Source organism: Mycolicibacterium tokaiense, assembly GCF_010725885.1.
GTDB lineage: Bacteria > Actinomycetota > Actinomycetes > Mycobacteriales > Mycobacteriaceae > Mycobacterium > Mycobacterium tokaiense.
In genome coordinates, this window is the sequence record NZ_AP022600.1 from 2,775,189 (window position 1) to 2,798,442 (window position 23,254).

At 69.2% G+C, this 23,254-nt stretch carries 28 protein-coding genes and 1 tRNA gene; 14 read left to right on the forward strand and 15 right to left on the reverse strand.

Features of this window, described 5'->3' with window-relative positions; translation table 11 throughout:
• Window positions 1-20 precede the first annotated feature (20 nt).
• Genes G6N58_RS13440 through G6N58_RS13475 form a run of 8 tightly spaced genes read left to right on the forward strand, consistent with a single transcriptional unit; the run spans window position 21 to window position 7,411 of the window.
• Window positions 21-542 carry an MSMEG_0572/Sll0783 family nitrogen starvation response protein gene (locus G6N58_RS13440; protein WP_068915171.1) on the forward strand — a complete coding sequence of 174 codons (522 nt, stop codon included), beginning with the start codon at window positions 21-23 and terminating at the stop codon, window positions 540-542.
• A 7-nt stretch (window positions 543-549) separates the two neighbouring features.
• Entirely contained in the window at window positions 550-1,440 is an 891-nt protein-coding gene (locus tag G6N58_RS13445; RefSeq protein WP_115278363.1) for a carbon-nitrogen hydrolase family protein, read from the forward strand.
• Window positions 1,433-1,726, forward strand: coding sequence for an MSMEG_0570 family nitrogen starvation response protein (locus G6N58_RS13450; protein ID WP_068915173.1), 294 nt, complete (start codon window positions 1,433-1,435; stop codon window positions 1,724-1,726). The genes G6N58_RS13445 and G6N58_RS13450 overlap by 8 nt, the downstream gene beginning before the upstream one ends.
• Window positions 1,726-3,003 (forward strand): MSMEG_0569 family flavin-dependent oxidoreductase, encoded by a 1,278-nt coding sequence (locus tag G6N58_RS13455; RefSeq protein WP_115278362.1) that lies wholly within the window; start codon window positions 1,726-1,728, stop codon window positions 3,001-3,003. Before G6N58_RS13450 ends, G6N58_RS13455 begins: the two co-directional genes overlap by 1 nt.
• Before the next feature lie 23 nt (window positions 3,004-3,026).
• Window positions 3,027-4,082 carry an MSMEG_0568 family radical SAM protein gene (locus tag G6N58_RS13460; RefSeq protein WP_115278361.1) on the forward strand — a complete coding sequence of 352 codons (1,056 nt, stop codon included), beginning with the start codon at window positions 3,027-3,029 and terminating at the stop codon, window positions 4,080-4,082.
• The gene (locus tag G6N58_RS13465) at window positions 4,082-5,500 is read left to right on the forward strand and encodes an MSMEG_0567/sll0787 family protein (protein ID WP_115278360.1); all 1,419 of its coding nucleotides are present in this window, start codon (window positions 4,082-4,084) and stop codon (window positions 5,498-5,500) included. Before G6N58_RS13460 ends, G6N58_RS13465 begins: the two co-directional genes overlap by 1 nt.
• 10 nt (window positions 5,501-5,510) lie before the next feature.
• Window positions 5,511-6,347: a carbon-nitrogen hydrolase family protein gene (locus G6N58_RS13470; protein ID WP_068915177.1), complete on the forward strand. Its 837-nt coding sequence runs from the start codon at window positions 5,511-5,513 to the stop codon at window positions 6,345-6,347.
• 2 nt (window positions 6,348-6,349) lie between these two features.
• Window positions 6,350-7,411 carry an MSMEG_0565 family glycosyltransferase gene (locus G6N58_RS13475; RefSeq protein ID WP_115278359.1) on the forward strand — a complete coding sequence of 354 codons (1,062 nt, stop codon included), beginning with the start codon at window positions 6,350-6,352 and terminating at the stop codon, window positions 7,409-7,411.
• Here the strand turns inward: G6N58_RS13475 and G6N58_RS13480 are convergent.
• Window positions 7,393-8,154 (reverse strand): helix-turn-helix transcriptional regulator, encoded by a 762-nt coding sequence (locus G6N58_RS13480; protein ID WP_197746420.1) that lies wholly within the window; start codon window positions 8,152-8,154, stop codon window positions 7,393-7,395. The two genes, G6N58_RS13475 and G6N58_RS13480, sit on opposite strands and share 19 nt — an antisense overlap.
• An 84-nt stretch (window positions 8,155-8,238) precedes the next feature.
• Here G6N58_RS13480 and G6N58_RS13485 point away from each other — a divergent pair, with 84 nt between their 5' ends.
• Window positions 8,239-9,039 (forward strand): SDR family oxidoreductase, encoded by an 801-nt coding sequence (locus G6N58_RS13485; protein ID WP_115278358.1) that lies wholly within the window; start codon window positions 8,239-8,241, stop codon window positions 9,037-9,039.
• A gap of 22 nt (window positions 9,040-9,061) precedes the next feature.
• Here the strand turns inward: G6N58_RS13485 and G6N58_RS13490 are convergent.
• Window positions 9,062-9,134, reverse strand: a tRNA-Arg gene (locus tag G6N58_RS13490).
• A 66-nt stretch (window positions 9,135-9,200) separates the two neighbouring features.
• Here G6N58_RS13490 and G6N58_RS13495 point away from each other — a divergent pair.
• Window positions 9,201-9,404 carry a CsbD family protein gene (locus G6N58_RS13495; RefSeq protein WP_068915181.1) on the forward strand — a complete coding sequence of 68 codons (204 nt, stop codon included), beginning with the start codon at window positions 9,201-9,203 and terminating at the stop codon, window positions 9,402-9,404.
• Here the strand turns inward: G6N58_RS13495 and G6N58_RS13500 are convergent.
• Window positions 9,398-10,216, reverse strand: coding sequence for a TIGR03621 family F420-dependent LLM class oxidoreductase (locus tag G6N58_RS13500; protein ID WP_115278357.1), 819 nt, complete (start codon window positions 10,214-10,216; stop codon window positions 9,398-9,400). The two genes, G6N58_RS13495 and G6N58_RS13500, sit on opposite strands and share 7 nt — an antisense overlap.
• 19 nt (window positions 10,217-10,235) lie before the next feature.
• On the opposite strand from G6N58_RS13500, the gene G6N58_RS13505 reads away from it, so the two are divergent.
• Window positions 10,236-11,330, forward strand: coding sequence for a glutamate--cysteine ligase (locus G6N58_RS13505; protein WP_232067851.1), 1,095 nt, complete (start codon window positions 10,236-10,238; stop codon window positions 11,328-11,330).
• Here G6N58_RS13505 and G6N58_RS13510 read toward each other — a convergent pair.
• The 10 genes from G6N58_RS13510 to G6N58_RS13555 all read right to left on the reverse strand — a co-directional run bounded on the left by G6N58_RS13510 (window position 11,323) and on the right by G6N58_RS13555 (window position 17,906).
• The gene (locus tag G6N58_RS13510) at window positions 11,323-12,021 is read right to left on the reverse strand and encodes an anti-sigma factor (protein WP_115278356.1); all 699 of its coding nucleotides are present in this window, start codon (window positions 12,019-12,021) and stop codon (window positions 11,323-11,325) included. The two genes, G6N58_RS13505 and G6N58_RS13510, sit on opposite strands and share 8 nt — an antisense overlap.
• A complete protein-coding gene (locus G6N58_RS13515) occupies window positions 12,018-12,566 on the reverse strand; it encodes a sigma-70 family RNA polymerase sigma factor (protein WP_068915184.1) in 549 nt (182 codons plus the stop codon). The genes G6N58_RS13510 and G6N58_RS13515 overlap by 4 nt, the downstream gene beginning before the upstream one ends.
• Window positions 12,567-12,646: 80 nt before the next feature.
• A complete protein-coding gene (locus G6N58_RS13520) occupies window positions 12,647-13,408 on the reverse strand; it encodes a DUF1365 domain-containing protein (RefSeq protein WP_272866076.1) in 762 nt (253 codons plus the stop codon).
• A gap of 51 nt (window positions 13,409-13,459) precedes the next feature.
• A complete protein-coding gene (locus G6N58_RS13525; protein WP_083230538.1) occupies window positions 13,460-13,738 on the reverse strand; it encodes an ANTAR domain-containing protein in 279 nt (92 codons plus the stop codon).
• Window positions 13,739-13,862: 124 nt separating this feature from the next.
• Complete coding sequence (locus G6N58_RS13530) at window positions 13,863-14,921, reverse strand: poly-gamma-glutamate hydrolase family protein (protein ID WP_115278355.1); 1,059 nt, start codon at window positions 14,919-14,921, stop codon at window positions 13,863-13,865.
• The gene (locus G6N58_RS13535) at window positions 14,922-16,148 is read right to left on the reverse strand and encodes an Nramp family divalent metal transporter (RefSeq protein WP_115281534.1); all 1,227 of its coding nucleotides are present in this window, start codon (window positions 16,146-16,148) and stop codon (window positions 14,922-14,924) included.
• Window positions 16,149-16,207: 59 nt separating this feature from the next.
• On the reverse strand, window positions 16,208-16,450 hold the full coding sequence (locus G6N58_RS13540) for a hypothetical protein (protein WP_115278354.1): 243 nt from the start codon (window positions 16,448-16,450) through the stop codon (window positions 16,208-16,210).
• 42 nt (window positions 16,451-16,492) lie between these two features.
• Complete coding sequence (locus tag G6N58_RS13545) at window positions 16,493-16,795, reverse strand: hypothetical protein (protein WP_163908161.1); 303 nt, start codon at window positions 16,793-16,795, stop codon at window positions 16,493-16,495.
• A complete protein-coding gene (locus G6N58_RS13550) occupies window positions 16,783-17,028 on the reverse strand; it encodes a hypothetical protein (RefSeq protein ID WP_068915187.1) in 246 nt (81 codons plus the stop codon). The genes G6N58_RS13545 and G6N58_RS13550 overlap by 13 nt, the downstream gene beginning before the upstream one ends.
• Window positions 17,029-17,114: 86 nt before the next feature.
• A complete protein-coding gene (locus G6N58_RS13555) occupies window positions 17,115-17,906 on the reverse strand; it encodes an SDR family oxidoreductase (protein WP_115278352.1) in 792 nt (263 codons plus the stop codon).
• 166 nt (window positions 17,907-18,072) lie between these two features.
• Here G6N58_RS13555 and G6N58_RS13560 point away from each other — a divergent pair, with 166 nt between their 5' ends.
• The 3 genes from G6N58_RS13560 to G6N58_RS13570 are packed head-to-tail and all read left to right on the forward strand — an operon-like array spanning window position 18,073 to window position 20,664.
• Window positions 18,073-19,131, forward strand: a complete 1,059-nt coding sequence (locus tag G6N58_RS13560; RefSeq protein ID WP_115278351.1) for a type III polyketide synthase — start codon at window positions 18,073-18,075, stop codon at window positions 19,129-19,131.
• A 4-nt stretch (window positions 19,132-19,135) separates the two neighbouring features.
• A complete protein-coding gene (locus G6N58_RS13565) occupies window positions 19,136-19,651 on the forward strand; it encodes an isoprenylcysteine carboxyl methyltransferase family protein (protein WP_115278350.1) in 516 nt (171 codons plus the stop codon).
• On the forward strand, window positions 19,648-20,664 hold the full coding sequence (locus G6N58_RS13570; protein ID WP_115278349.1) for an NAD(P)/FAD-dependent oxidoreductase: 1,017 nt from the start codon (window positions 19,648-19,650) through the stop codon (window positions 20,662-20,664). The genes G6N58_RS13565 and G6N58_RS13570 overlap by 4 nt, the downstream gene beginning before the upstream one ends.
• Here G6N58_RS13570 and G6N58_RS13575 read toward each other — a convergent pair.
• Window positions 20,661-21,776, reverse strand: a complete 1,116-nt coding sequence (locus G6N58_RS13575; RefSeq protein ID WP_115278348.1) for a CaiB/BaiF CoA transferase family protein — start codon at window positions 21,774-21,776, stop codon at window positions 20,661-20,663. The genes G6N58_RS13570 and G6N58_RS13575 overlap by 4 nt on opposite strands.
• Window positions 21,773-23,245, reverse strand: a complete 1,473-nt coding sequence (locus G6N58_RS13580) for an aldehyde dehydrogenase family protein (protein WP_115278347.1) — start codon at window positions 23,243-23,245, stop codon at window positions 21,773-21,775. The genes G6N58_RS13575 and G6N58_RS13580 overlap by 4 nt, the downstream gene beginning before the upstream one ends.
• Between the last annotated feature and the right edge of the window lie 9 nt (window positions 23,246-23,254).

Below are 23,254 nucleotides of genomic sequence, written 5' to 3' on the forward strand. Positions count from 1 at the left end.
CCCCGGAAACGGAGTCCCCCATGGCTTTTGACGCATCCATCACCGAGAACATCGCGAAATCTCTGGCCGAGATCCCCCACCCGTCGCTGCCCAAGGGCAGCAACATCTACGGCAGCACCAAGATCTTCCCCGACTACCAGGCTGAGGACGGCGAGAGCTACTTCACCCTGGTGCACGGCATCGCCCACGAATCGTCGGTCAGCTTCGTCGCCGTCCTGCAGGCAACCCGCGCGCTGCGCAAGGGATTCGAGTCCGCCATCTACTTCTACGGTCCGGGTGCCATCAACTGCCTGGCCACCCGCGGGTTTCCCACCACCGGCGACTCCGGTTTCCCGGGCGAGCAGAACATCAACGACGCGCTGGCCACCTTCATCTCCGAGGGCGGCACGGTATTCGCCTGCCGCTTCGGGCTCGCTCTGCACGGCGGTCGTGAAGAGGACCTGATCGAGGGCGTCATCCCCGCGCACCCGCTGGACGTCCAGGACGCCCTGATCCACTACGCCCGCAAGGGTGCCATCATCAACTCCACATACATGGTGTGAGTTCGAGATGACCACTCTTGCCGCGGTTTCCGCGAACTTCACCCGCGACCTGGAGCAGAACTACGCCCTGATTGCCGCGCTGGCCGACGAGGCGCGCGAACGTGGTGTCGACTTCCTGGCGCTGCCGGAAGCGGCCATCGGAGGGTATCTGTCGTCGCTGGGCAACCACGGCGACACCGTCAAGACCACCACCCGTTCGCTGCCACCGGCCATCCGGGCCGACGGGCCCGAGATCCGGCGGGTGCAGCAACTGGCCGGTGACCTGGTGGTGGCGATCGGCTTCTGCGAGCTTGCCGACGACGGTGAAACACGTTACAACGCAGCAGCATTGCTCGATGGTGGTCAGGTCTACGGCGTCTACCGCAAAGTTCATCAACCGCTGGGGGAGGGCATGTCGTACTCCGCCGGTGACCGCTACGACGTCCACGACACCCCGGCCGGTCGCATCGGCCTGCAGATCTGCTACGACAAGGCCTTTCCCGAGGCGGCCCGGATGATGGCCCTCGACGGGGCGCAGATCATCGCCAGCCTGTCGGCCTGGCCGGCGGCGCGCACCGCCACCGCGGAGAACCTGCAGGAGGACCGGTGGACCTACCGGTTCAACCAGTTCGACATCGCCCGCGCCCTGGACAACCAGGTGTTCTGGGTCGCGGCGAACCAGAGCGGCACCTTCGGGTCGCTGCGCTACGTCGGCAACGCCAAAGTGGTGGACCCGGGAGGCAACATCCTGGCCACCACCCTGCTGGGCAGCGGGATGGCGGTCGCCGACGTCGACGTCGACACCACCTTCCGCACCATGCGCGCCGGGATGTTCCACCTGCGTGACCGCAGGCCCGATGTGTACGGCCCGCTGACCGATGCCGACGCCACCACCTGGGCGGAGCTCGCGCATGCCTGAGATGACCTTCGACATCCGCTGGCCCGACGGTTCCACCCAATCCTGCTACTCCCCGAGCCTGGTGATGCACGACTACCTGACCACGGGGCAGCGCTACACCGTCGCCGACCTGCTGGACCGCACGGGCACCGCGCTGCAGCAGGCCAGCGACCGGGTGCGGGCGAAGTACGGCTTCGCCTGCACCTCGGCCGCAGCTACCGCTGAGGAGATCACCAGCGCTGCACGGCAGTTCGACCGTAACGCGGAGATCGTGATCGTCGGCATGCACCCCGAGATGGAGCGGTGATGACCACAACATCACATGTGCCGGTGGCCATCATCGGCGGTGGACAGGCCGGCCTGTCGGTCAGCTGGTACCTGCGCCGCGCCGGCATCGACCACGAGGTGCTCGAGGCGCAGACCCCGGTGCACGCCTGGGCCGACAGCCGCTGGGACAACTTCACCCTGGTGACCCCCAACTGGCACTGCAAGCTGCCCGGCTACACCTACGACGGGCCGGACCCGGACGGGTTCATGACCCGCGACGAGGTGGTGGACTGGCTGCAGGGCTGGTTGCAGACCTTCCACGCGCCGCTGCGCACCCACACCCGGGTCACGAAGTTGGCCCAGCGCGTCGAAGGCGGGTTCACGCTCACCCTCGAATCACCCTCGGGCACTGAGTTTCTCACCTGTGAGAACGCCGTCATCGCCACCGGCGGTTACCCCCTTCCGGTGATGCCTGCCTACTCCCCGTCGCTGGACCCGGGCATCACCCAGATCCACTCCGAGCAGTACCGCAACGCCGGGCAACTGCCCCACGGCGCGGTGCTGGTGGTGGGCACCGGGCAGTCCGGCGCGCAGATCGCCGAAGATCTGCACCTGGCCCGGCGCCAGGTGCACCTGGCGGTGGGCAACGCGCCCCGGGTGGCCCGGTTCTACCGCGGCCGCGACTGCATGACGTGGCTGTCCGACATGGGGCTCTACGACCGTGCCGCACAACAGTATCCGGGTGGCAAGGCGGCCATCGAGAAGACCAACCACTACGTGACCGGCCGCGACGGCGGCCGGGACGTGGACCTGCGGCAGTTCGCCGTCGAAGGGATGAAGCTCTACGGCGCGCTGGCCGACGGCAAGGACTCCACCCTGGCCTTCGAACCCACCCTGCGCACCGCATTGGACCACGCCGACGCGGTGTACAACTCGATCTGCTCGGACATCGACGCCTACATCGACCGCGAGGGCATCACCGCGCCGCCACCGTCGCGTTACGTCCCGGTGTGGGAGCCCGACACCGAGCCCACCACACTGGATCTGGCGGCCGAAGGGGTCACCAGCATCGTGTGGGCCATCGGCTACCGACCGGACTACCGGTGGATCGAGGCCAGTGCCTTCGACGGCGCGGGGCGGCCGATGCAGACCCGCGGCGTCACCTCGGTGCCGGGGCTGAGCTTCGTCGGACTGCCATGGATGCACACCTGGGGATCGGGGCGGTTCCTCGGGATCGATCGCGACGCCTCGTACGTCGCCGCCGCCATCATCGGCGGCTACCACGAGTCCGTGCTGCGGCTCGCCGTCGGGCACTGACCCCACGATCAGGAGGACACGACATGTCCGTATCCACCCGAGTCGATCTGGCTCTGCTGGGTTTTCGCGGTGCGCCACCGGTCAGCCGCACCGCGGGCGCCGGGCCCAGCGTCGACGGCCACCTGGTGATCGACGGTCTCAATGCCGCCATCCCGCGTAATCCCGACAGCCCGTTCGCTTTCGACGGCACCCGGGTGCTCCTCGACGGCGAGGACGTCGGGCTGGACGTCGAAGTGGTGCACCGGCCCCGGTTCTACGACCTGAGTACCGCTGAGGGGGTGCCCTACGAGAAGCTGGCCCGGCTGCACGGCCGCAACGTCCTGGCCACCACCGTGGTGCAGACCTGCATCCGCTACGCCGAGGACCAGCGCTGCCGGTTCTGCACCATCGAGGAGTCCCTGCGCACCGGCGCCACCACGGCCGTCAAGAGGCCCGCCGAGCTGGCCGAGGTGGCCGCTGCCGCAGTGCGTCTGGACGGTGTGACGCAGATGGTGATGACCACGGGCACCTCGGCGGGCAGTGACCGCGGCGCCCGTCACCTGGCCCGTTGCGTGCGCGCGGTCAAGGCCGCGGTGCCCTCGCTGCCCATCCAGGTGCAGTGTGAGCCGCCCGCCGACCTGGCGGTGCTGACCGAGCTGCGCGAAGCCGGCGCCGATGCCATCGGCATCCACATCGAATCCCTCGACGAGGATGTCCGCCGACGCTGGATGCCCGGCAAGGCAGAGGTCACCGTGGCGCGCTACCACGAGGCGTGGCGTGAGGCGGTCCGGGTGTTCGGACGCAATCAGGTGTCGACCTACCTGCTGGTCGGGCTCGGGGAGGACCCCGAGGAATTGATCCGCGGCGCAGCCGAACTCATCACCATGGGCGTGTATCCCTTCGTCGTCCCGTTCCGCCCGCAGCCCGGATCCCTGGCGGTCGACGTCGACGGCGCCCCAGCGCCGGAGGCCGGTGTGGTCGAGAAGGTCAGCCGGGAGGTGGCAGCCCTGCTGCGCGCAGCGGACATGGCCGGCGCCGACCAACGAGCCGGGTGCGCGGCCTGCGGAGCGTGCAGCGTCCTGCAGAACCTGGGGGCCTGATGATCCCGTTCGCCGCAAGCGCGCACGCCCCCGTCGGGCTGTCGATCCTGTGCGGGACGCCGCGCACGCCCGAGCCTTTCCTGATCAGCCCGGCCTCCGGGTATGACCAGCTGGCCGCGTACGGGCGGCTGAGGCGATCGGAGTTCGTCGCCGAGCAGGGTCTGTTCACCGGCAGTGACCGCGATGACCTCGACGACGATCCCCGCACCGTGGTGCTGGTGGCCACCGGCCCGGACGGGCGGGTGCTCGGCGGGGTGCGGCTGACCCCGGCCACCGCCACCGATCTGGGCTGGTGGACCGGCAGCCGGCTGGTGGTCGATCCGGCCGCGCGCTCGGCAGGAGTGGGCCCGGCGCTGGTCCGGGCCGCGTGCGCCTACGCCGAATCAGCGGGCGTGCTGCGTTTCGAGGCCACCGTGCAGCAGCGCTACGCCCGACTGTTCGCTCACCTGGGTTGGGACCGGCTGGGAACCCGGGTGGTGGCCGGCCAGGACCATGCCTGGGTGCGCTGGCCTCTGCACCGGATCCAGCGGAGCGCCGCAGCCACCAAATCGTTTCTCGGTGACACCTTGGCACCGCTGCGGGCCGTGCCCGGCGGGCTGGGAACCGCCGGCTTCGTCGGCGACGACGGGGCGCCGATTCCCGGCAGCGACCTCATCGCCGCGTGCGATGCGATCGTGCCCTCGATGGTGGAACGGGACCCGGAATGGGCGGGGTGGTGCGCCGTGCTGGTCAACATCAACGACCTCACCGCCATGGGCGCCACTGCGGTGGGTCTGCTCGACGCTGTCGGCGCACCCACCCGCGCCCTGCTGGACCGGGTGATGACCGGGCTGGCCCGCGCCAGCGCCGCCTGGCAGGTGCCGGTGCTCGGCGGGCACACCCAGGTCGGTGTCCCGGCGGCGCTGTCGGTCACCGCGTTGGGCAGCAGCAGCGCACCGGTACGCGGCGGCGGCGGGGCGGCCGGCGACGCCGTGCGGCTGACGGTGGACACCACCGGTGGCTGGCGTCCGGGTTACACCGGGCGACAATGGGATTCGACCAGTACGCGCCGCAGCGCGGAGCTGGCAGCGATGGCCGCGCTGGTGGGCCGGACGGCGCCGAAGGCCGCCAAGGACGTCAGCATGGCCGGTATCGCCGGCACACTCGGAATGTTGGCCGAGGCCTGCGGGACCGGCGCCGAGCTGAATGTGGCGGCGGTGCCCCGACCTGCGGAGGCGACGGTCGGGGACTGGCTGACCTGTTTCCCGGGGTACGGCATGCTGACCGCAGGCCCGCAGGAGCCCGCGGCGCTGCCCGCCGGTGTCCGCACCGCGGAATGTGGTGTGCTGACGACCGAACCGGGGGTGCGGCTGCGCTGGCCCGACGGGGTGGTGACCGGTGTGCTCTCGTCCGCGGTGACCGGGCTGGGCACGTCGTAAGGTACTCCCGATGACGGTGGTGACCCTGGCCGCGGTGGCCGCGCACTTCGGGCGCGACCTGCCGCGCTGCGTCGAGAAGGTGGTCGGCATCACCGCCGCCGCGCGGCAGGACGGGGTGGACCTGCTGGTGTTCCCCGACGCCTGCCTCGGCGGGTACATCGGCGACTTCCGGGCGCCGGACCCCGAGGACCCACCGCCGGCGCTGGATCCCGACGGACCCGAGATCGCCGCGGTGATCGCCGCAGCCGGGCCGATGACGGTGTGCCTGGGCTATGCCGAAGCCAGCGTCGGGGGCGGGCGCTACAACGCCGCCATCTGCGTCACGGGCGACGGCGTGCTGGGCACCCACCGCAAGGTGCACCAGCCGGCTGGGGAGGCGCTGACCTATCTGGCCGGAGACGGCTTCTCGGTGTTCGACACCCCGGTGGGCCGACTCGGCATGCTGATCGACTACGACAAGACCTTCCCGGAGGCCGCGCGCGCCCTCGCTGCCGCCGACGCGCACATCATCGCCGCGTTGTCGGCCTGGCCGGCCAGCATCACCGACCGCGCGTCCCGGTTGCCCGCCGACCGGCAGTCCCGGCTGTTCGACCTGTACGACTGCGCGCGGGCTGCGGAGAATCAGGTCGTGGTGGTGTCGTCGAACCAGACCGGCGTGATGGGCAATCTGCGGTTTCTCGGTCAGGCGAAGGTGGTCGGGCCCGGTGGCGACATCCTGGCCACCACCCGCGCCAAAGGCGGGCTGGCCAAGGTGGCGATCGACGTCGAGGCCGAGGTCGGCCGCGCGCGCAAGGTGCTCAACCACCTCGCCGAGCTGCGTCCTGACACCTACCGGAGCCCGTTGTGACGATGCGCGTTGCGTTGCTGACCTACTCCACGAAACCCCGTGGCGGCGTGGTCCACACGCTGAACCTGGCCGAGGCGCTGGCGGCGCGCGGGGTGGCGGTGACGGTGTGGTCACTGGCCCGCGCCGGCGACCGCGGCTTCTTCCGCGAGGTTGATCCCGCGGTGACGGTGAAGCTGGCCGAGTTCACCGACCTACCCGGCGACACCGTGACCGACCGCATCGTGCGGTCGATCGCCACGCTGCGAGAAGCGTTCTGCGCCGCTGACTTCGATATCGTGCATGCCCAGGACTGCATCAGCGCCAACGCGGTGGGCCGGTGTATCCGCACCATCCATCACCTCGACGAGTTCACCACCCCGGTGCTGGCGCAGTGTCACGAGCGCGCGATCGTCGACCCCTACGCCCGGATCTGCGTGTCGGAAGCGGTGGCCGCGCAGGTGCGGGCCGGCTGGGGTTTCACGCCTGAGGTGATTCCCAATGGTGTTGCTGCACAACGGTTCATCGACGCGGCCTCGGATGCTGCGGCGCTGGCCCGCTGGCGGGCACAGCTCGGTCATTATGTGCTGGCCGTCGGCGGCATCGAACCCCGGAAAGGCACCCTGGATCTGGTGGAGGCCATGGCGCTGCTGCCGGGGGTGCCCCTGGTGATCGCCGGCGGGGAGACGCTGTTCGACTACCGCGACTACCGCAGCGCCTTCGAGCAACGGTGCAGGGAGCTGAGCGTGCATCCGGTGATCCTGGGTGCGGTCGACGATGCCGAGCTCCCCAGTCTGGTGGCCGCCTGTGACGCCTTCGCGTTTCCGTCCACCAAAGAGGGCTTCGGTCTGGCGGCCATGGAGGCCCTGGCGGCAGGCCGACCCGTGGTGGCCCGCGATCTGCCGGTCCTGCGGGAAGTCTTGGGTAGCACAGTGACTTTCGCGTCCACGCCGGCCGGTTTTGCGGCGGCGCTGCAGGCCGCCATCGAGGCGCCGCCGGACCCGGGCCCCGGCCGGGCGCTGGCACGCAGCCGGACCTGGGCCGCCGCCGCGGCCGCGCACATCGAGTTCTACGAGCGCTCCCGGTAGATCAACAGCTGATAGCCCGGTGCGCTGGCCACTCCGAAGGCATGGAAGTCGGCGGTCAGCCGCCCCCGGACCGGGTGGTGCAGCAGCTTGGTCTCGTGGGTCTTGGGCTGCACATCATGGCGCGACCAGTAGGCGGCGAACTCCTCGCTGCCGCTGTTGAGCGTCTCGAGCAGTTCGGTCAGGCGCGCCGGAGTGTGGCTGAAATCGGCACTGGCCCGCAGATTCGCGACCGTGCCCTGGGCCGCGGCCTCCCAGTCGACGTAGAAGCGACGTCCTTCGGGGTCCAGGAACACCATCTCGAGCAGATTCGCCGTCTCGGTGAACCCGCAGAACAGTTCGGCGGCCCGGCTGTTGAGCACCACGATGTCCAGCAGCGGGTCGAGCACCATGGCGCCGGCTTCTTCCCAGGAGTCCATGAGTGACAACAACTCCGGCGGCACCGGGCGGATCGACGCCTGCTCGTCGAGCCGGCGGGCCACCCCGGCCAGGGAGTAGACATACTGCTGCTCGGGCTCACTGAGCTGCAGGATCGACGAGAGCGCAGCCAGCACCTCGGGGGACGGGCGGAGCTCGCGGCCCTGCTCGAGTCTGCGGTAGTAGTCCACGCTGACACCCGCAGCCAGCGCCACCTCCTCGCCCCGAAGGCCCGTCACCCGACGCGGCCCACCGGGGACCAGCCCGATGTCCTCGGGTCCGACCTTCGCGCGTCTGGTGCGCAGGAAATCACCCAACTCGCTCGGCATGCCCCGATCCTAGGGACCGGGCGGGGCGGTGGGGGGACGTGAGACGTCCCCCCACCCTGGCGCGCGGGCGCCCACGCTGGACCCATGACCGAAACACGAAACACCACCTCTGCACAGTTGCTCTCCGGGTCCCCGCTGGCGGGCCGGGTCGCGGTGGTCACGGGAGCGTCCAGCGGGATCGGGGAGGCCACGTCGGTGCGGCTGGCCGAACTCGGGGCCAAGGTCGCCCTGCTGGCGCGCCGCGGTGACCGCCTCGACGAGTTGGAGGACCGCATCAGGGCCGCCGGGGGCGAGGCCTTGGCGCTGCCCACCGACGTCCGCGACCGCGACGCCGTGCTCGCTGCCGGTCACCGGGTGGCCGACGAGCTCGGCACCGCCGACCTGGTGTTCGCCAACGCCGGCATCCAATTGATCTCCAGCATCAGCGATCTGGCCGTCGAGGACTGGGACACCCAGCTGCACACCAACGTGGGAGGGGTGATGAACACCATCGCGGCGTTCCTGCCGCAGCTGCGTGCTGCCGCCGCCGAGGGACGCACAACCGACCTGATCACCACCTCATCGATCGCCGCGGTGCGGATCCTGGAACGGTTCCAGGTGTACTCGGGCACCAAGGCGCTGGTGGCCCACCTATCGCGGCTGCTGCGCACCGAGCTGGGGGAGGAGAAGATCCGGGTGTCGACCATCGAACCGGGCATGGTCGACACCGAGCTGCCCGATCACGTCTCCGATCCCGCCGCCTCCACCCTGATGGCGGATCTGATCGCCGACATCGACGCCCTGCAGTCCGCCGACATCGCCGAGGTGGTCGCCTTCCTGGCCGCCCTGCCGCGCCACATCAACCTGACCGAGATCACCGTGCTGCCGACGGAGCAGAAGATCTGACGTGCAAAGAATCGGCGCTGAGTGCCCCCGGCAGGATTCGAACCTGCGACACCGGCTTTAGGAGAGCCGTGCTCTATCCCCTGAGCTACGGGGGCGACGGTGGGAGTGTACTCGGGACGGGGTGGGGTTTGCGCCGACGGAGGGCCGGTAATCCTGCTGCCATGAGTGCATCAGACAAGGCGTGGATCAAGGTCGACAAGCTCACCGGCATCGCCAAGGAGAAAGTGGGCCGGGTGACCGGCAACCGCCGTATGCAGTTCGAAGGCAGGTCCGAGCAGATGAACGCCAGCGTTCGCTCGGCGGGGGAGAAGATCAAAGACTCGGTGCGGGGTCGACGGACCCGCACCACACGAAACACCTACTGACGTAGTTCGGCAATCACCTTCGCGAACTGCTCGGCGTGGCGCAGCATCACCGTCAGGTAGCTGATGCCGTACCGCTCCTGCAGCGTGTGCACCTGGTCGGCCATGTCGCGCGGCGTCCCGGACAGCACGCCGGGCAGGCGTGTCAGCTCCTCGTCCGAGGAGTGTGGAGCATAGCGGCGCATCAGGGAGAGGTCGGCGTGACCGGTCTCATCGGTGGGCGCCGCGGTGATCGTCAGGTTCAACTCCACCTCACGGCCATCGGTGGCTTCGCGCACGAACTCCACCCTCTCGGCCAAAGGATCGGCCACACCTTTGCCGAGGTCGGAACCTGTGAGCCCGACGATCTGCGCATGTTGCGCGGCCAGCGTCAGCACTCGGTCGCCGTTGCCCGCGACCAGCAGGGGGATGTCGGGATGGTGTTCCCGGAGATACGCAACGCAGTGCTCGAGGTGGCGCACCCGCTGCCCGGCCGTTGGGTAGGGCAGCTCTGCGGCCTCGAACTCTTGGCGCACATATCCCGCACCCAAACCGAGTTCCAGCCGACCCTCACTCAGCGTCGCGACGTCAGCGGCGTCGCGGGCCAGCAGCGCTGGCCTGTAGAAGCCGCAATTGAGGACATTGGTGCCCAGCCGGATCGTCGACGTGACCGCCGCCACAGCGGCCAGAGCGGGGAAGGGGGCAATCGCTCCGAGGTGGTCGGGCACGATGAAGACATCAAAACCGAGGTCCTCGAAGCGCCTCGCATTGTCCAGCAGTGCAGTACGTGATTGCAGATGGTTGACGCCGACACCGAATCGGAACTGACCGCTCATCGGCACGGATGGTACGCGTTTGACCCGGCCCGCATCGGTGAATCCCGCGGCGGTGATTGACGACTTCGGTGATCCACCGACCATAGGTGTCGAAGAGGAATTCCTGCTCGTCGACCCGGACAGCGGAGCCCCCGTCGCGAAAAACGACGACGTGGCCACATATGCCGAGGCCCACGGCGTGCAGCTGCAGAAGGAACTGACCACCTGCCAGGTGGAGACCGCCACCGGCATCCTGAACACTCCCGATCAGGTGCTGGCCGAGGTCACCCGCCTGCGGCAGATCAGCGCGGCCGCGGCCGAGAAGGCCGGCGCGCAGCTGTTGGCCGTCGCGCTGCCTCCGACGGTGCCCCACGAATTCCCCATCACCGACAAACCTCGATACCACCGCATTGCCGAGCAGTTCGGCATGATCGCCCACGAGCAGGGAATCTCCGGCTGTCATGTGCATGTCGCCGTCCCGGACGCCGACGCCGCGGTGCGGGTGTGCACGCGGCTGCGGCCGTGGTTGCCGGTGCTGTTGGCGCTGACCGCCAACTCGGCCATCTACCGCAACAGCGACACCGGCTACGCCAGCTGGCGGCACATCCTCTGGGCCCGCTGGCCCAGCGCCGGACCACCACCGCATCTGCGCTCAGCGGCCGAGTACTACGCGGTGGTCTCCGAATTGCAGGACGCCGGAGCCATTCTCGACAACGGCATGGTCTATTGGGATGCCCGGCCGTCCGCCAATTTCCCCACGGTCGAGATCCGCGCCTCCGACGTGCCCTCGACGGCCGCCGAGACCACCTTGTTGGCGACGCTGGTCCGCGCCGCGGTGATGACGGCGCTGCGACGCCCAGATCTGGATTCGGTGCTGCCCGAACACGTTCTGCGTGCGGCGTATTGGCGGGCCGCCCGGGACGGGGCCGAGCGCCGGATGCCGGAGCTGATCTCTGTGTTCGTCAACGAGGTCCGGCCCGCCCTGGAGGCCGCCGGCGACTGGGACTATGCGAGCGCCGAGGTGCAGCGGGTGCTCGGCGAGGGCAACGGCGCGGCCCGGCAGCGGCGAGCGTGGCGGCGGCGCAAGGACATCGGCGATGTCCTGGCCGACGCTGCCGCGTCCACCGTCAGGTGAGCGGCAGGCTGGCGAACGGCTCGCTGGTCGGTTGCTCCGAGCCGGTGCCGGGTTCGACGGTGAACGCGAGCTCGGTCGAGTCGCCCAGGTCGGGAACCACGGCCGTGGTGGACGGCGACACCGACGCGGCATCCATCGTGCCCGCCGAGGTCGCCTGGCCGTCGTGCAGCAGCCACATCTGGTAAACGGTGCCCGTCGACGGCGGCGGCACGTTGTTCATCACCAGGTAGGCCGCGTCCCGCTCATGGGAGAACACCAGGGTGGCCTGCCCGCCGCCGGGCAGTTCACCGGAGACCGTGCGGACGTCGGGGGCGGCGAAGATCTGCTCGGTGGTCGACGGCGCGGGAGCCGGCCGCAGTGCCAGCCCGGCGCCGAGGGCACCGAGCCCGATCACCAACGCCGCAGCGCCCGCCAGCACCGCCTGCCGCCAGTTACGGCGGGGCAGGGCGCGGACATTGTCGGCGGAAGCGGCGGACAGCACCGCGTCCCGCAGATGCGCCGGTGGTTCGGTTGCGGTCGCCGCCGACAGATGGGCCATGGCCTCGCGCACCGCGCGTACCTCGTCGTAGAACGCCGCTTCCCGCCCGGCGCGGGCCACCTCGGCGTCCACCGCGTCGCGTTCGTCGTCGCTGAGCGCATGCAGTGCGTAGGGGACCGCGAGGTCCATCACGTCTGATTCGGGGCTGGTCATCGCACCCCCAGGCAGTTGCGCAGCCCGCGGAGTGCGTCACGCATGCGCGACTTCACCGTCGCCAGGTTGGCTGACAGCTTTTCGGACACCTGCACGTAGGTCAGGCCGTCGTAGTACGCCATTTGGATACATTCTCGTTGCAGGTCGGTCAGGCCGTCCAGGCAGGAAACGACCTCCTGTCGCTCTTCGCGGGAGATCACCGCGTCGCTCACGTTGTCGCTGGCCAATTCGACGTTCGCGGCACCGTAGCGGGACTCGCGCGTCGTCGCCGCCTGCTCCGAACGCACCCGGTCCACGGCCCTGCGATGGGCCAGGGTCATCAGCCAGGACAGCGCCGATCCGGCGGCGGGATCGAAGTTCCCGGCCGAGCGCCACACCTGGAGATAGACGTCCTGAGTGGTTTCCTCGCTGTACCCGGGATCCCGAAGAACCCGTGTGACCAGGCCGTATACCCGAGACCGGGTGAGATCGTAGAACTGCGCGAAGGCATCGGCGTCGCCGCGAGCCACTCGGCGCAGCAGCACGTCGAGGTCCGTCACGAGCATGAGGATAACCGGCGGTGCGGTCCGGCTTGTGCAGTCACGCGCGCTTTCGCGCAGTGGGACCGGCGGGCTGTCGGCCAGGGTCATGGTCCGTGCACCCCCTGGGCCCCGGCGGCGGAGTGCACGGGGATCTCCCGCGGGACGGTCGGCACGCCGCGCAGCATCAGGGCGGCGGCGTGGGTGCGGATCGCCAACGCCCCCATCAGCGGGGCCAACGGTGCCGTCAGCTGCAGCCTGGCCACCTGGGCCGCACTGGCACTGCGGCGGGTGCCGCGCAGCGTCGCCACAAACGCGGGCTCATCGTCGCGGTGCAGCGAGATCGTGATGTCCAGGCGGTCGTCGGGGCGCGGCGCCCGCACCAGGTAGTGGCCGTCGTTGCCCTGGAAGGGGGAGACGTAGAGCTGTTTGGGCACCACCGCCGGCTGGCCCTGATCCGGGGGCAGGAGGTAGGCGTGCCGGTCGCCGTAGGTGTTGTGGACCTCGGCGATGACGGCGCGAACCTCACCGGTGGCGTCGTGACACCAGAACAGGCTCAGCGGATTGAACACATATCCGAGCACCCGGGCCTGCAGCAGCGCGGTGATCCGGCCGCCGGGCAGATACACGTCGTGTTCCGCCAGCACCTGCTCGACGCGTCGGCGCAGGGTGTCGGGTCCGTCGGCCGGTTCCTCGAAGTGGTCCTGGGCCTCGAACCGCGCGAAGGAGCGCAAGAACGCAGGCAACCGCGGCGGTGCGTCAACGTCGATGTACCAGCTGTAACCCGTGTGCTCGAAGTAGTGATGCGCCGGCGCGCGGCGCAGATGCATGACACGGGTGCGGTACAGCGCGGGGGTGCTCGTGTCCAAGGCTTGCACATCTGCTATTCGGAGCAGATGTCGCAGCGGATGGGAGCAAACTCAGGCGGGCTGCGCGGCGCCGCGACTACCCGCGATCAGATGCCCCCAGGTCTGGGTCGCCGCCTCGGCAGCAGGCCCGGCGACGATGGCCATCGAGCCTTCGGCCAGCTGGACCAGGGCCCGCGCCAGCGTCAAGGTGCCGAGCCCGAACTGCTTGGAGGTGCGGGCGATCTCGGTGAACGCGTCGTCGGCGCTACAGCCGCGCAGTGCCACCAGGACACCTTTGGCGATATCCAGGTACCGACTGTCGGTGGACGGGATGAGTGTGTTCCGAGGCAACGCGCCAGACCTTCCAGTTGCAATGAAGCTCCCACTCTAGTTGGCAGACAACCAATTTGACGGACTTTTACCAACAGTCCAGCAACACCACAACAAACGGTGAATGGCGGGCGTCGTCCCGGTGTCACACCCAGGTGCGGGCGGCGGCGGCCAACCCCTGAACCAGCGCCGAGGTGGCCGGGCTCAGACCGTCGTCACCGGGCATCGCACTGCGCGGGCTGATGCCGCGCACCCGCGGCGACAGTTCCACCTGCACCCCGCCGTGGCGGGGGAGATTCACCGGGTTGTCCGGGTGCAGGCCGCGCAACTCGGGCGGGATCTCGTCGAGGTCGGTGATGACGTGGTAACCCGGTACGACGACGTGACGGTGGAGGTGCTCTGCCAGGGTGCGGTTGGTCCCGCCGGCGAGCAGGTGGGTGCTGCGACCCAGCCGGCCGTAGCCGTGCACGGACACCACGATGTCGACGTGGTCGAGGAACTGCTGTAACTGCGCGGACTCGGCCGGCCGGTACAGCGCGGAGGCGAGGTGGTCGGGGTAGTGGTCAGGGTGGTGCACGGCATACACCGAGGCGCCCGCCGCGTCGGCCGCCCGCTCGGCGATCACGTCTGTCATGCGTTCGAGCCCGCCGCCGTGGATGGCCATGAACCCGAATCGGGAGCGCAGCGTAGCCCTTTCGACCACTCCCGGAACGGCCAGCAGGTCGGTCAGCGACTGCGGTGCACCGGCCGTCGCCGGACCCAGCTGCCGCGGCCAGTGCACCGGATCCCAGCGCCGCAGGAACTCCACCCAGCGTGGCGGCAACCCGTGGTGCACGGCGCCGGCGATGATGCGCTCGAGGTAGCCGGGTCGCGGTGCTCCCGGTTCCACCCGGTGGTCGATGTAGACCCAGACCGATGTCGGTCCGTCGTCGGTCTGCACCGTCATCCGGTCGCGGCGGTAGCGCACCGGCACCCCTTCGGCACTGTCCAGCGTGGCCAGGTCGCGGTCGGACACCTCCCAGACGACCCCGTGCACGCGCGAGCCGGTGAAGGGCTCGACGGTGGCAACCCCGCGTTCGTTGATCAGCCAGTCGTGATCGGTCAGGACCGCCGGACGCGGTGTCGCGGCATCGGGACAGCGGCGCGCCATCTGCTGCACGCACAGGTTGGACCCGTACGCGAAATAGAGGTGACGGACCGACACTCAGCCCGTCACGGTCAGATAGATGAGCACCACATTCAGCACACTAATCAACGCCGCGACCGCCCACCCGAGTGCGGTGGTGACCCGGTGGTTGGCGTCGTCCCCCATCAACCGGCGGTCGCTGGTCAGGCGAACCAGCGGAATCAGGGCGAAGGGGATGCCGAACGACAGCACCACCTGGGAGAGCACCAGGGCGCGACTGGGGTCGAAGCCGATGCCCAGGATCACCAGTGCGGGGATCAGTGTGACCAGCCGTCGCACCAGGATGGGAACGGAGATCTTGAGCAGCCCGTCCATGATCATCGCGCCGGCGTATGCGCCCACCGAGGTGGAGGCCAGCCCTGAGGCCAGCAGGCCGATGGCGAACAGCAGCGCGATGGTGGGCCCCAGGGTGTCCTGGACCGCGGCGTGGGCGCCTTCGATGGAGTCGGTGTCGTCGCGCCCCTGCAGAGTGGTGGCGGCCACCAGCAGCATCGCCAGGTTCACCGCGCCGGCCACCAGCATGGCCAGTGCCACATCCCATTTGGTCACCTGCAACAGCCGCCGTCGCGGTGCGCCCGCCGCCGGATGTCCGTGCCGGTCGCGGGCCAGCCCGGAGTGCAGGTAGACCGCGTGCGGCATGACCGTCGCGCCCAGCATGGCGGTGGCCAGCAGCACGCTCTCGGCACCGTCGAACCTGGGGATCAATCCGGCGGCCACGTCGTCGACGGACGGGGGTGCCACCACCAGGCTGGTCAGGAAGCCGATCGCGATGACCAGCAGCAGTCCGGTGATGACCCGCTCGAACACCTTCTGCCCGCGGCGGTCCTGTACCAGCAGCAGCACCAGTGACACCGCTCCGGTGATGATGCCGCCGACCAGCAGCGGCAGGTCGAACAAGAGGTACAGCGCGATGGCCCCGCCCACCACTTCGGCAAGATCGGTTGCCATGGCCACCAATTCGGCCTGCAGCCAGTAGGCGATCCGGGTGCGCCTGCGGGTGTGGTCGGCGACGGCCTCCGGCAGTGAGCGCCCCGTGACCAGGCCCAGTTTGGCGGACAGGAACTGCACCAGCCCGGCCATCACGTTGGCCAGCACGATCACCCACACCAGCAGGAATCCGAACTGCGCGCCGGCGCTGACGTTGGCGGCGACGTTGCCTGGGTCGACGTAGGCGATGGCGGCGACGAACGCCGGCCCCAGCAGAACGAATCCGGACCGCAGAGGCGCTCGGGTGACCTGGCTCAACTGCCCCACTCTCTATCCGTGGAAACGAATCAGAAAGTTAGGGTAGCCGAAAAATGTGTTCAGCCGAACCCGAAGACGAAACCGGGGCCGTCCCAGCCCCAGCCCCATCCCCAACCCCAGCCGTAGTTCATCGGTGGTGGGGTGGTGGTGATCTGCGCGCTGCCCCGGGTCTCGCACTGCGTGGTCTGCGGAGAGACGTTCACGCAGTTCGGCAAGGCCGCGGCGGTGGGCGAAAAAAGAACCGCCGCCGACAGCGCCAGGGCTGTCAGCGGCGGTGCGAAGAGTTGTGTTGTGGTGCACATGGTCGCTCCGATCGATGGAGCGATTTTACGCCTGAGCAGGGCTCAAGGGAATGTCACGACGTAGTTCGGGTAGTCCCAGTAGCGGTAGGTGAAGCCCGGCCAGGTGGGCTGGCCCAATTCGGCCGGACCGGTGACGATCTGAGTGCTGCCGCCGGTGGTGCACACCGTGGTCTGCGGGGTGGCCGGCTGGGAGCCGACGGCGCCGCACTGCGGCTGGGCCGCCGCCACCGGCGCAAGCAGCAGAGCCACCGGCGCAGAGAGCACCGCCGCCGACAGCGCGAGGACTGCCAGCGGCGGAGCGAAAGGCGTCGAGACGCGCATGGGGCCGGGGTCTAGAGGACCCACATGCCTCCACCCCACGGCCACATGCCCCACTGGGTCTCGCCGAGCTGACCGGGCGAGCTGGTGATCTGGGCATTGCCCGGGCTCTGGCACACCGTGCTGGTACCGGAGACGATGTTGCCGGCTTGCGTGCAGTCGGTGCGCGGGGGCTCAGCCGACGCCAGCGGCGCGGCCATGATGGCCCCGGCAGCACCAGCGGCTGCGAGCAGTGCGGCGACGGTCAGACGAGACTTCATCCCTGGGTCCTTGTCCTCGAAGGCATCAATGATGTCCAGAGCCTACAGCGCTTTGCCAGCAAGTACCGGGATGTCGGCAATCGGGCTCACAGGTCCGGGATGGGCAGGTCCAAGTTGGGAAACGTCAGTCCGCCGTCCACCTCGAGGGTCTTACCGGTGAGGTAGCTCGCGGCAGGCGAAGCCAGATACACGGCCGCCGCCGCGATGTCGTCGGGATCGCCGAGGCGGCGCATCGGCGTGGCCCGCTCCATGGGGGTCCGTAGCTCGTCGTTGGACGCCACCACCTCGAGCGCGGAGGTCAGGATGGAGCCCGGCGCGATGGCGTTGACGCGCACCCGCGGGGCCAGGTCCAACGCGGAGAGCCGGGTGTAATGAGCCAGCGCCGCCTTCGCCGTACCATAAGCGGCAAACCCGCGCCCGGCCAGACGTCCCATCGTCGACGTGATGTTGATGACGCTGCCGCCGCCGCTGTGCTCCAACATCAACGGCACCGCAGCGGAAGTCAGCGCGTGCGCCGTCATCACGTTGAACGTGAATGCATTCTTGAAGGCCTGGGTCGGGGTGTCCAGCAAAGCGCCTGGCATGGTGCCGCCGACGTTGTTGACCACGATGTCGAGTTTGCCGAACGTCTCGGCCGCGACGCGCGCCAGGCCCGCGGTGGTGTCCGGGTCGGCGAGGTCGCCCACCACGATGCGCGCGTGGCGGCCCGTCTCACGGACGGCGGCCGCGACGGTCTCCAGTTCGGATTGGGTGCGCGACGCGATCACCACATCGGCACCTGCCTGCGCGAATGCCACGGCGATCGCCGCACCGAGGCCGCGCCCCGCTCCGGTCACCACCGCCACCCGGTCGTCCAAGCGGAATTTGTCGAGGATCATCGCGGCAGACCGTAACAAGATCAACCCGCCTTGCGCAGGGCATTGCCGAAGCTTTCTAGAACTTGTTCCAATTGCCGATCCTGGCGATCTATCCTGAGGATCTGTCCAGGTGAGAGAGGCAAAACGTAGCCCCCAACCGCGAACCGAGGAGCCATAATCTGACGAGATGACCGACGCCCCAGCACTCTGCGCGGCCCCCGCAATCGCGGCAGCCGCAGTGGAATTCCCGCCGCACCGATACGCCCAGAAGGACGTGATCGGGGCGCTGGCCGACTTCGCCGGCCCGGAGTTCCACCGCTTCGCGACCGCCGCCGGTGTGGAGTACCGGAACCTTGCGCTGCCGCCGGAGCGGTACCCCACGCTGAACGGCTTCTCGGAGGCCAACGCCGCCTACCTCGAGGTGGCGCTGGACCTAGGGGAGCGGGCGCTGACGTCGGCCCTGGACAAGGCAGGACTGCAGGCCTCCGACGTCGATGTCATCTTCTCCACCACCGTCACCGGCCTGGCGGTGCCGACCGTGGAGGCGCGTCTGGCCGGTCGCATGGGACTGCGTGCGGACGTCAAACGGGTGCCGCTGTTCGGGCTGGGCTGTGTGGCCGGCGCCGCCGGAGTGGCCCGGATGCACGACTACCTCCGGGCCTACCCGGATCAGGTGGCGGTTCTATTGGCCGTCGAGCTGTGCTCACTGACAGTGCAACGGGACGACATGTCGGTGGCGAACCTGGTGGCCTCCAGCCTGTTCGGCGACGGCGCCGCAGCCGTCGTGGCCACCGGGGCCCACCGCACCCGCACCGGACCGCAGGTGCTGGCCAGCCGCAGCCGGCTCTATCCGGACACCGAGGCTGTGATGGGCTGGGACATCGGCTCACAGGGCTTCAAGATCGTGTTGTCCGCCGAGGTGCCCGACATCGCCGAGAAGTACCTGGGCGAGGATGTCGCGCTGTTCCTGTCCGAATTCGGGCTCACCCCGGCCGACATCTCCACCTGGGTGTCGCACCCCGGCGGGCCGAAGGTGATCGACGCGATCCAGGACGTCCTGGATCTGCCTGCCGATGCGTTGGACCACACCCGGAGGTCGTTGCGCGAGAACGGGAACCTGTCCTCGGCGTCGGTGCTCGACGTGCTGCGGGCCAACCTCGCCGAGCCGCCCGCCGCGGGCAGCTACGGCCTGATGATCGCCATGGGCCCGGGGTTCTGCTCCGAGCTCGTGCTGCTGAGGTGGTGACGGCGTGTATTACCTGCTGATCCTGGTGGTCGCCCTCGAGCGACTGGCCGAACTGGTGGTCTCGAAGCGAAACGCCTCGTGGGCATTCGCCAATGGCGGCAAAGAATTCGGCCGCGGGCACTACCCGGTGATGGTGGCCATCCACACCGCCCTGCTGGTCGGGTGCGTGGTCGAGGTGTGGGCGCTGGACCGGCCCTTCATCCCATGGCTGGGCTGGACCATGTTCGTGGTCGCGGTGTTGAGCCAGGTGCTGCGCTGGTGGTGCATCACCACCCTGGGTAAACGGTGGAACACCCTGGTGATCGTCATTCCCGATGCGCCGCTGGTGAAGACGGGCCCGTACAAGTACACCTGGCTGCACCACCCCAACTATCTCGTTGTGGTGATCGAGGGCATCGCGTTGCCGATGATCCACACCGCGTGGATCACCGCGATCTGCTTCACGCTGGCCAACGCCTGGTTGCTCAGTGTGCGGCTGCGGGTGGAGAATGAAGCCTTGGGTTACACCGTGAAGTCATGAGTGGCTTCGACACCGACGTTCTGGTGGTGGGTGGCGGTCCTGGTGGACTGGCCACCGCCCTGCATGCCCGCGCCCGCGGGTTGTCGGTGATCGTGGCCGAGCCGCGGGATTCCCCGATCGACAAGGCATGTGGCGAAGGGTTGATGCCCGGGGGGTTGGCCGAACTGGCCGCCCTGGGAGTGGACCCGGCCGGTATGCCGTTTCGCGGCATCGCCTATTCCGACGGCAAGCGCCGCGCCCAGGCGCTGTTCCGCGACGGGATGGGACGCGGAGTGCGTCGCACCACGCTGCACGCCGCCCTGGCCGCGCGGGCCAAAGAACAGGACACCGAGTGGGTGTCGGCGAAGGTGACCTCGGTCAGCCAGGACGCCGACGGTGTGACCGCAGGCGGGATCCGGGCCCGCTACCTGGTGGGCGCCGACGGGCTGCACTCCGCGGTGCGCCGCTCGGTGGGCATCGATGCAGCGGTCGGCAGTCCGCGACGGGTGGGGCTGCGCAGGCACTTTCACGTCCCGGTCTGGTCGGAGTTCGTCGAGGTGCACTGGTCACCGTTCGGCGAGGCCTATGTGACGCCGGTGGAGCCGGACCTGGTGGGCGTGGCGATCCTGAGCACCCACCGTGCCGACCTCAGCCGCTTTCCGTGGCTGCAGGAGCGGTTGCGCGGCGTCGAGTCCACCAGGGAGCGCGGTTGCGGACCGCTGCGGCAGGTGGTTTCGCGGCGGGTGGCCGGGCGGGTGCTGCTGGTAGGTGACGCCGCGGGCTACGAGGACGCGCTCACCGGCGAAGGCATGAGCCTGGCGGTCAAGCAGGCCGCGGCGGCTGTTGCGGCCATCGCCGCCGAGCGGCCGGCGGATTACGAGAAGGACTGGCAGCGCATCACCCGCCGCTACCGACTGCTCACGCGCGGGCTGGTGCTGGCCACCGCCACCCGGTTCGGCAAGAACGCGATCGTGCCCGCCGCCGCGTCCCTGCCGCCGGTGTTCCGGTTGGCGGTCAACACACTGGGGCACTAGTCGCTGGACTGCCCCAACCGCGGTGGGGGACAACGGTAGGTCGGCGGTGTCGCCGACAGCGTGATGGGGTTCGCCACCTGCGGTGTGGGGCTGCCGGGGATCGTCACCGTCGGCTTCAGTCCCAGCGCGTCGGCGAAGGCGAAGGCTTCGGCCATGTCGTTGATGGGTCCGGCCGGGACGCCGAGCCCGGTCAACACTATGTACCAGTGGTCGGCGCCGCGGGTACGCAGCACAGCTACCAGCTTGTCGCACAATGCCTCTCGATTTGCGACACGCAGGGCGTTGGTGCGGAAGCGGGGGTCGTCGGCCAGGTCGTCGAGTTCGAGGGCGCGACACAGCAGTGCGAACTGTTTGTCGTTGCCCACTGCCAGGGCAATCGGCCGGTCAGCGGTGTCGAACGTCTGATACGGGGTGATGCTGGGATGGCGGTTGCCCATGATGGCAGGTACCGCGCCGGCACCCAGAAATCCGGAGGCCTGGTTGACCATCGACGAGAGCAGCGTCGAGAGCAGAGTGGTCTCCACGCGCTGGCCTTCCCCGGTGCGGTTTCGATGGGACAGGGCAGCCAGGATGCCGACGGTGGCGTGCAGCCCGGCAAGCACGTCGACAACGGCAACCCCGACCTTGGTGGGCTGCCCGGCCTCGGGGCCGGTGACACTCATCAACCCGCCGACGGCCTGGATCAACAGGTCATAGCCGGGCAGTGCGGCGCCGCCGCCGTGGCCGAACCCGGTGATGGAGCAGTAGATCAGGCCGGGGCGAAGCTCGCAGAGGGTGTCATAGCCCAGGCCCAGTTTCTCCATGGTGCCGGGGCGGAAGTTCTCGACCACGACGTCGGCGGTGGCCACCAGCTCGCGGGCGCGGGCCACGTCGCCGGCATCGGTCAGGTCGAGCACCAGGGACCGCTTGTTGCGGTTGACGGCGTTGAAGTAGGTGGCTACCCCGTCGGTGTCATAGGGCGGTCCCCACTCGCGGGTGTCGTCGCCGAGCCCGGGGCGTTCGATCTTGATGACGTCGGCGCCGAGGTCGCCGAGCATCATGGTGGCGTAGGGACCGGCCAGGACGCGGCTGAAGTCGAGGACCACCAGGCCGTCGAGAGCGGCGGCGCTCATACGCTCGGCGCTCCGCCGCGCAGGTACACGGTGGTGGTGTGGGTGAAGAACTCCCGCGCCGCCGAGCCCTGCTCCTTGGGTCCCAGCCCGCTCTTCTTCGCCCCGCCGAACGGCACATGCGGGTCGGCCCCGGCCGACTCGGAATTGATGTGCAGCACACCGACATCGAGATGTTCCACGGCTTCCAGCGCACGGGTCAGGTCCTGGGTGAACACCGCTGCCGAGAGCCCGAATTCGCTGTCGTTGGCCAGCGTGAACGCCTCGTCGGCGTCGGCGGCGCGGCGCACCGCCAGCACGGGCCCGAACAGCTCGTCGGTCCAGAGATCGGCCTCGGTGCCGGGCAGCTCCAGCACGGTGGGTGCGATGAAGTACCCGTCAGCCAGCGGTCCCTCGGTGTAACGGGCCCCGCCGGTCAGCACGGACGCACCCTGGATGGTGGCGGTCTCGATGCCGCAGGTGATTGTCGTGTGCGCGGACTCGCTGACCACCGGGCCCATCTCGGTGCTGCCCTCGGTGGGGTCGCCCACCCGCAGTGTGGCGGCCCGCTCGGTCAACTGCTGCAGGAACCGGTCAGCGATACCGTCGGTGAGGATCAATCGTGATGTGGCGGTGCACTTCTGGCCGCTGGACCGGAATGCCCCGAGCATCACCTGCTCGACCGCGAGGTCGAGGTCGGCGTCGTCGAGGACGACGGCGGCGTTCTTGCCGCCCATCTCGCATTGTGCCGGGACCCCGCGCGTAGCGGCGGCGGCCGCGATCCGCCGACCGATGCCGGTCGAGCCGGTGAACGTCACCGCGTCCACCCCGGCGTGGCCGACGATCCCGTCGCCGAGTCCTGATCCGCCGATGAGCAGGTTGAGCACCCCGGGCGGTAACCCGGCCTCGTGCAGCGCCGAGGCCAGATGCATGGCCAGCAGCGGCACGGTGGATGCCGGTTTCCACACCACCGCATTGCCGTAGATCAACGCAGGCGCGATCTTCCAGGCCGGGATGGCGATGGGGAAGTTGAACGGGGTGATGACAGCAACTACGCCGACGGGTTTGCGGGTGACCAAAATCTGTTCCCCGGCACGCGGCGAGGAGTAGATGTCGCCGGCATGCCGGTCGCCTTCGTTGCCGTAGTACCGCAGGATCTGCGCGGCGCGGCGGACTTCCCCGACACCTTCGGCCAGCGTCTTGCCCTCCTCGGCGGCCAGATCACGACCCCAGGCCTCGGCGTTCCGGTCGACGATGGTGGCGGCTTGCAACAGCACCGTGCCGCGCTGGTGGATCGGGGTGCGCGCCCAGGTTCGCTGAGCGGCTGCGGCGGCCGCGACAGCAGTGTCGAGATCGGCGTCGGTGGCGCAAGCCCCGGCGGCCAGCACAGTGGTGGGCCGGGCGGGATTGAGGCTGCGCACCTCGGTGCCGCTGCCGGTGATCCATTCTCCGGCGACAAGGTGCTGCAGCGCAGCGTGGGTGGTGGCGGTCATCAGGTCCTC

Excerpts from the sequence above, each read along its gene's own strand:
- G6N58_RS13440 (WP_068915171.1), top strand. The coding sequence starts at position 21 with ATGGCTTTTGACGCATCCATCACCGAGAACATCGCGAAATCTCTGGCC.
- G6N58_RS13445 (WP_115278363.1), top strand. The coding sequence starts at position 550 with ATGACCACTCTTGCCGCGGTTTCCGCGAACTTCACCCGCGACCTGGAG.
- G6N58_RS13450 (WP_068915173.1), top strand. The coding sequence starts at position 1,433 with ATGCCTGAGATGACCTTCGACATCCGCTGGCCCGACGGTTCCACCCAA.
- G6N58_RS13455 (WP_115278362.1), top strand. The coding sequence starts at position 1,726 with ATGACCACAACATCACATGTGCCGGTGGCCATCATCGGCGGTGGACAG.
- G6N58_RS13460 (WP_115278361.1), top strand. The coding sequence starts at position 3,027 with ATGTCCGTATCCACCCGAGTCGATCTGGCTCTGCTGGGTTTTCGCGGT.
- G6N58_RS13465 (WP_115278360.1), top strand. The coding sequence starts at position 4,082 with ATGATCCCGTTCGCCGCAAGCGCGCACGCCCCCGTCGGGCTGTCGATC.
- G6N58_RS13470 (WP_068915177.1), top strand. The coding sequence starts at position 5,511 with ATGACGGTGGTGACCCTGGCCGCGGTGGCCGCGCACTTCGGGCGCGAC.
- G6N58_RS13475 (WP_115278359.1), top strand. The coding sequence starts at position 6,350 with ATGCGCGTTGCGTTGCTGACCTACTCCACGAAACCCCGTGGCGGCGTG.
- G6N58_RS13480 (WP_197746420.1), bottom strand. The coding sequence starts at position 8,154 with ATGCCGAGCGAGTTGGGTGATTTCCTGCGCACCAGACGCGCGAAGGTC.
- G6N58_RS13485 (WP_115278358.1), top strand. The coding sequence starts at position 8,239 with ATGACCGAAACACGAAACACCACCTCTGCACAGTTGCTCTCCGGGTCC.
- G6N58_RS13495 (WP_068915181.1), top strand. The coding sequence starts at position 9,201 with ATGAGTGCATCAGACAAGGCGTGGATCAAGGTCGACAAGCTCACCGGC.
- G6N58_RS13500 (WP_115278357.1), bottom strand. The coding sequence starts at position 10,216 with ATGAGCGGTCAGTTCCGATTCGGTGTCGGCGTCAACCATCTGCAATCA.
- G6N58_RS13510 (WP_115278356.1), bottom strand. The coding sequence starts at position 12,021 with ATGACCAGCCCCGAATCAGACGTGATGGACCTCGCGGTCCCCTACGCA.
- G6N58_RS13515 (WP_068915184.1), bottom strand. The coding sequence starts at position 12,566 with ATGCTCGTGACGGACCTCGACGTGCTGCTGCGCCGAGTGGCTCGCGGC.
- G6N58_RS13540 (WP_115278354.1), bottom strand. The coding sequence starts at position 16,450 with ATGTGCACCACAACACAACTCTTCGCACCGCCGCTGACAGCCCTGGCG.
- G6N58_RS13550 (WP_068915187.1), bottom strand. The coding sequence starts at position 17,028 with ATGAAGTCTCGTCTGACCGTCGCCGCACTGCTCGCAGCCGCTGGTGCT.
- G6N58_RS13555 (WP_115278352.1), bottom strand. The coding sequence starts at position 17,906 with ATGATCCTCGACAAATTCCGCTTGGACGACCGGGTGGCGGTGGTGACC.
- G6N58_RS13560 (WP_115278351.1), top strand. The coding sequence starts at position 18,073 with ATGACCGACGCCCCAGCACTCTGCGCGGCCCCCGCAATCGCGGCAGCC.
- G6N58_RS13570 (WP_115278349.1), top strand. The coding sequence starts at position 19,648 with ATGAGTGGCTTCGACACCGACGTTCTGGTGGTGGGTGGCGGTCCTGGT.
- G6N58_RS13575 (WP_115278348.1), bottom strand. The coding sequence starts at position 21,776 with ATGAGCGCCGCCGCTCTCGACGGCCTGGTGGTCCTCGACTTCAGCCGC.
- G6N58_RS13580 (WP_115278347.1), bottom strand. The coding sequence starts at position 23,245 with ATGACCGCCACCACCCACGCTGCGCTGCAGCACCTTGTCGCCGGAGAA.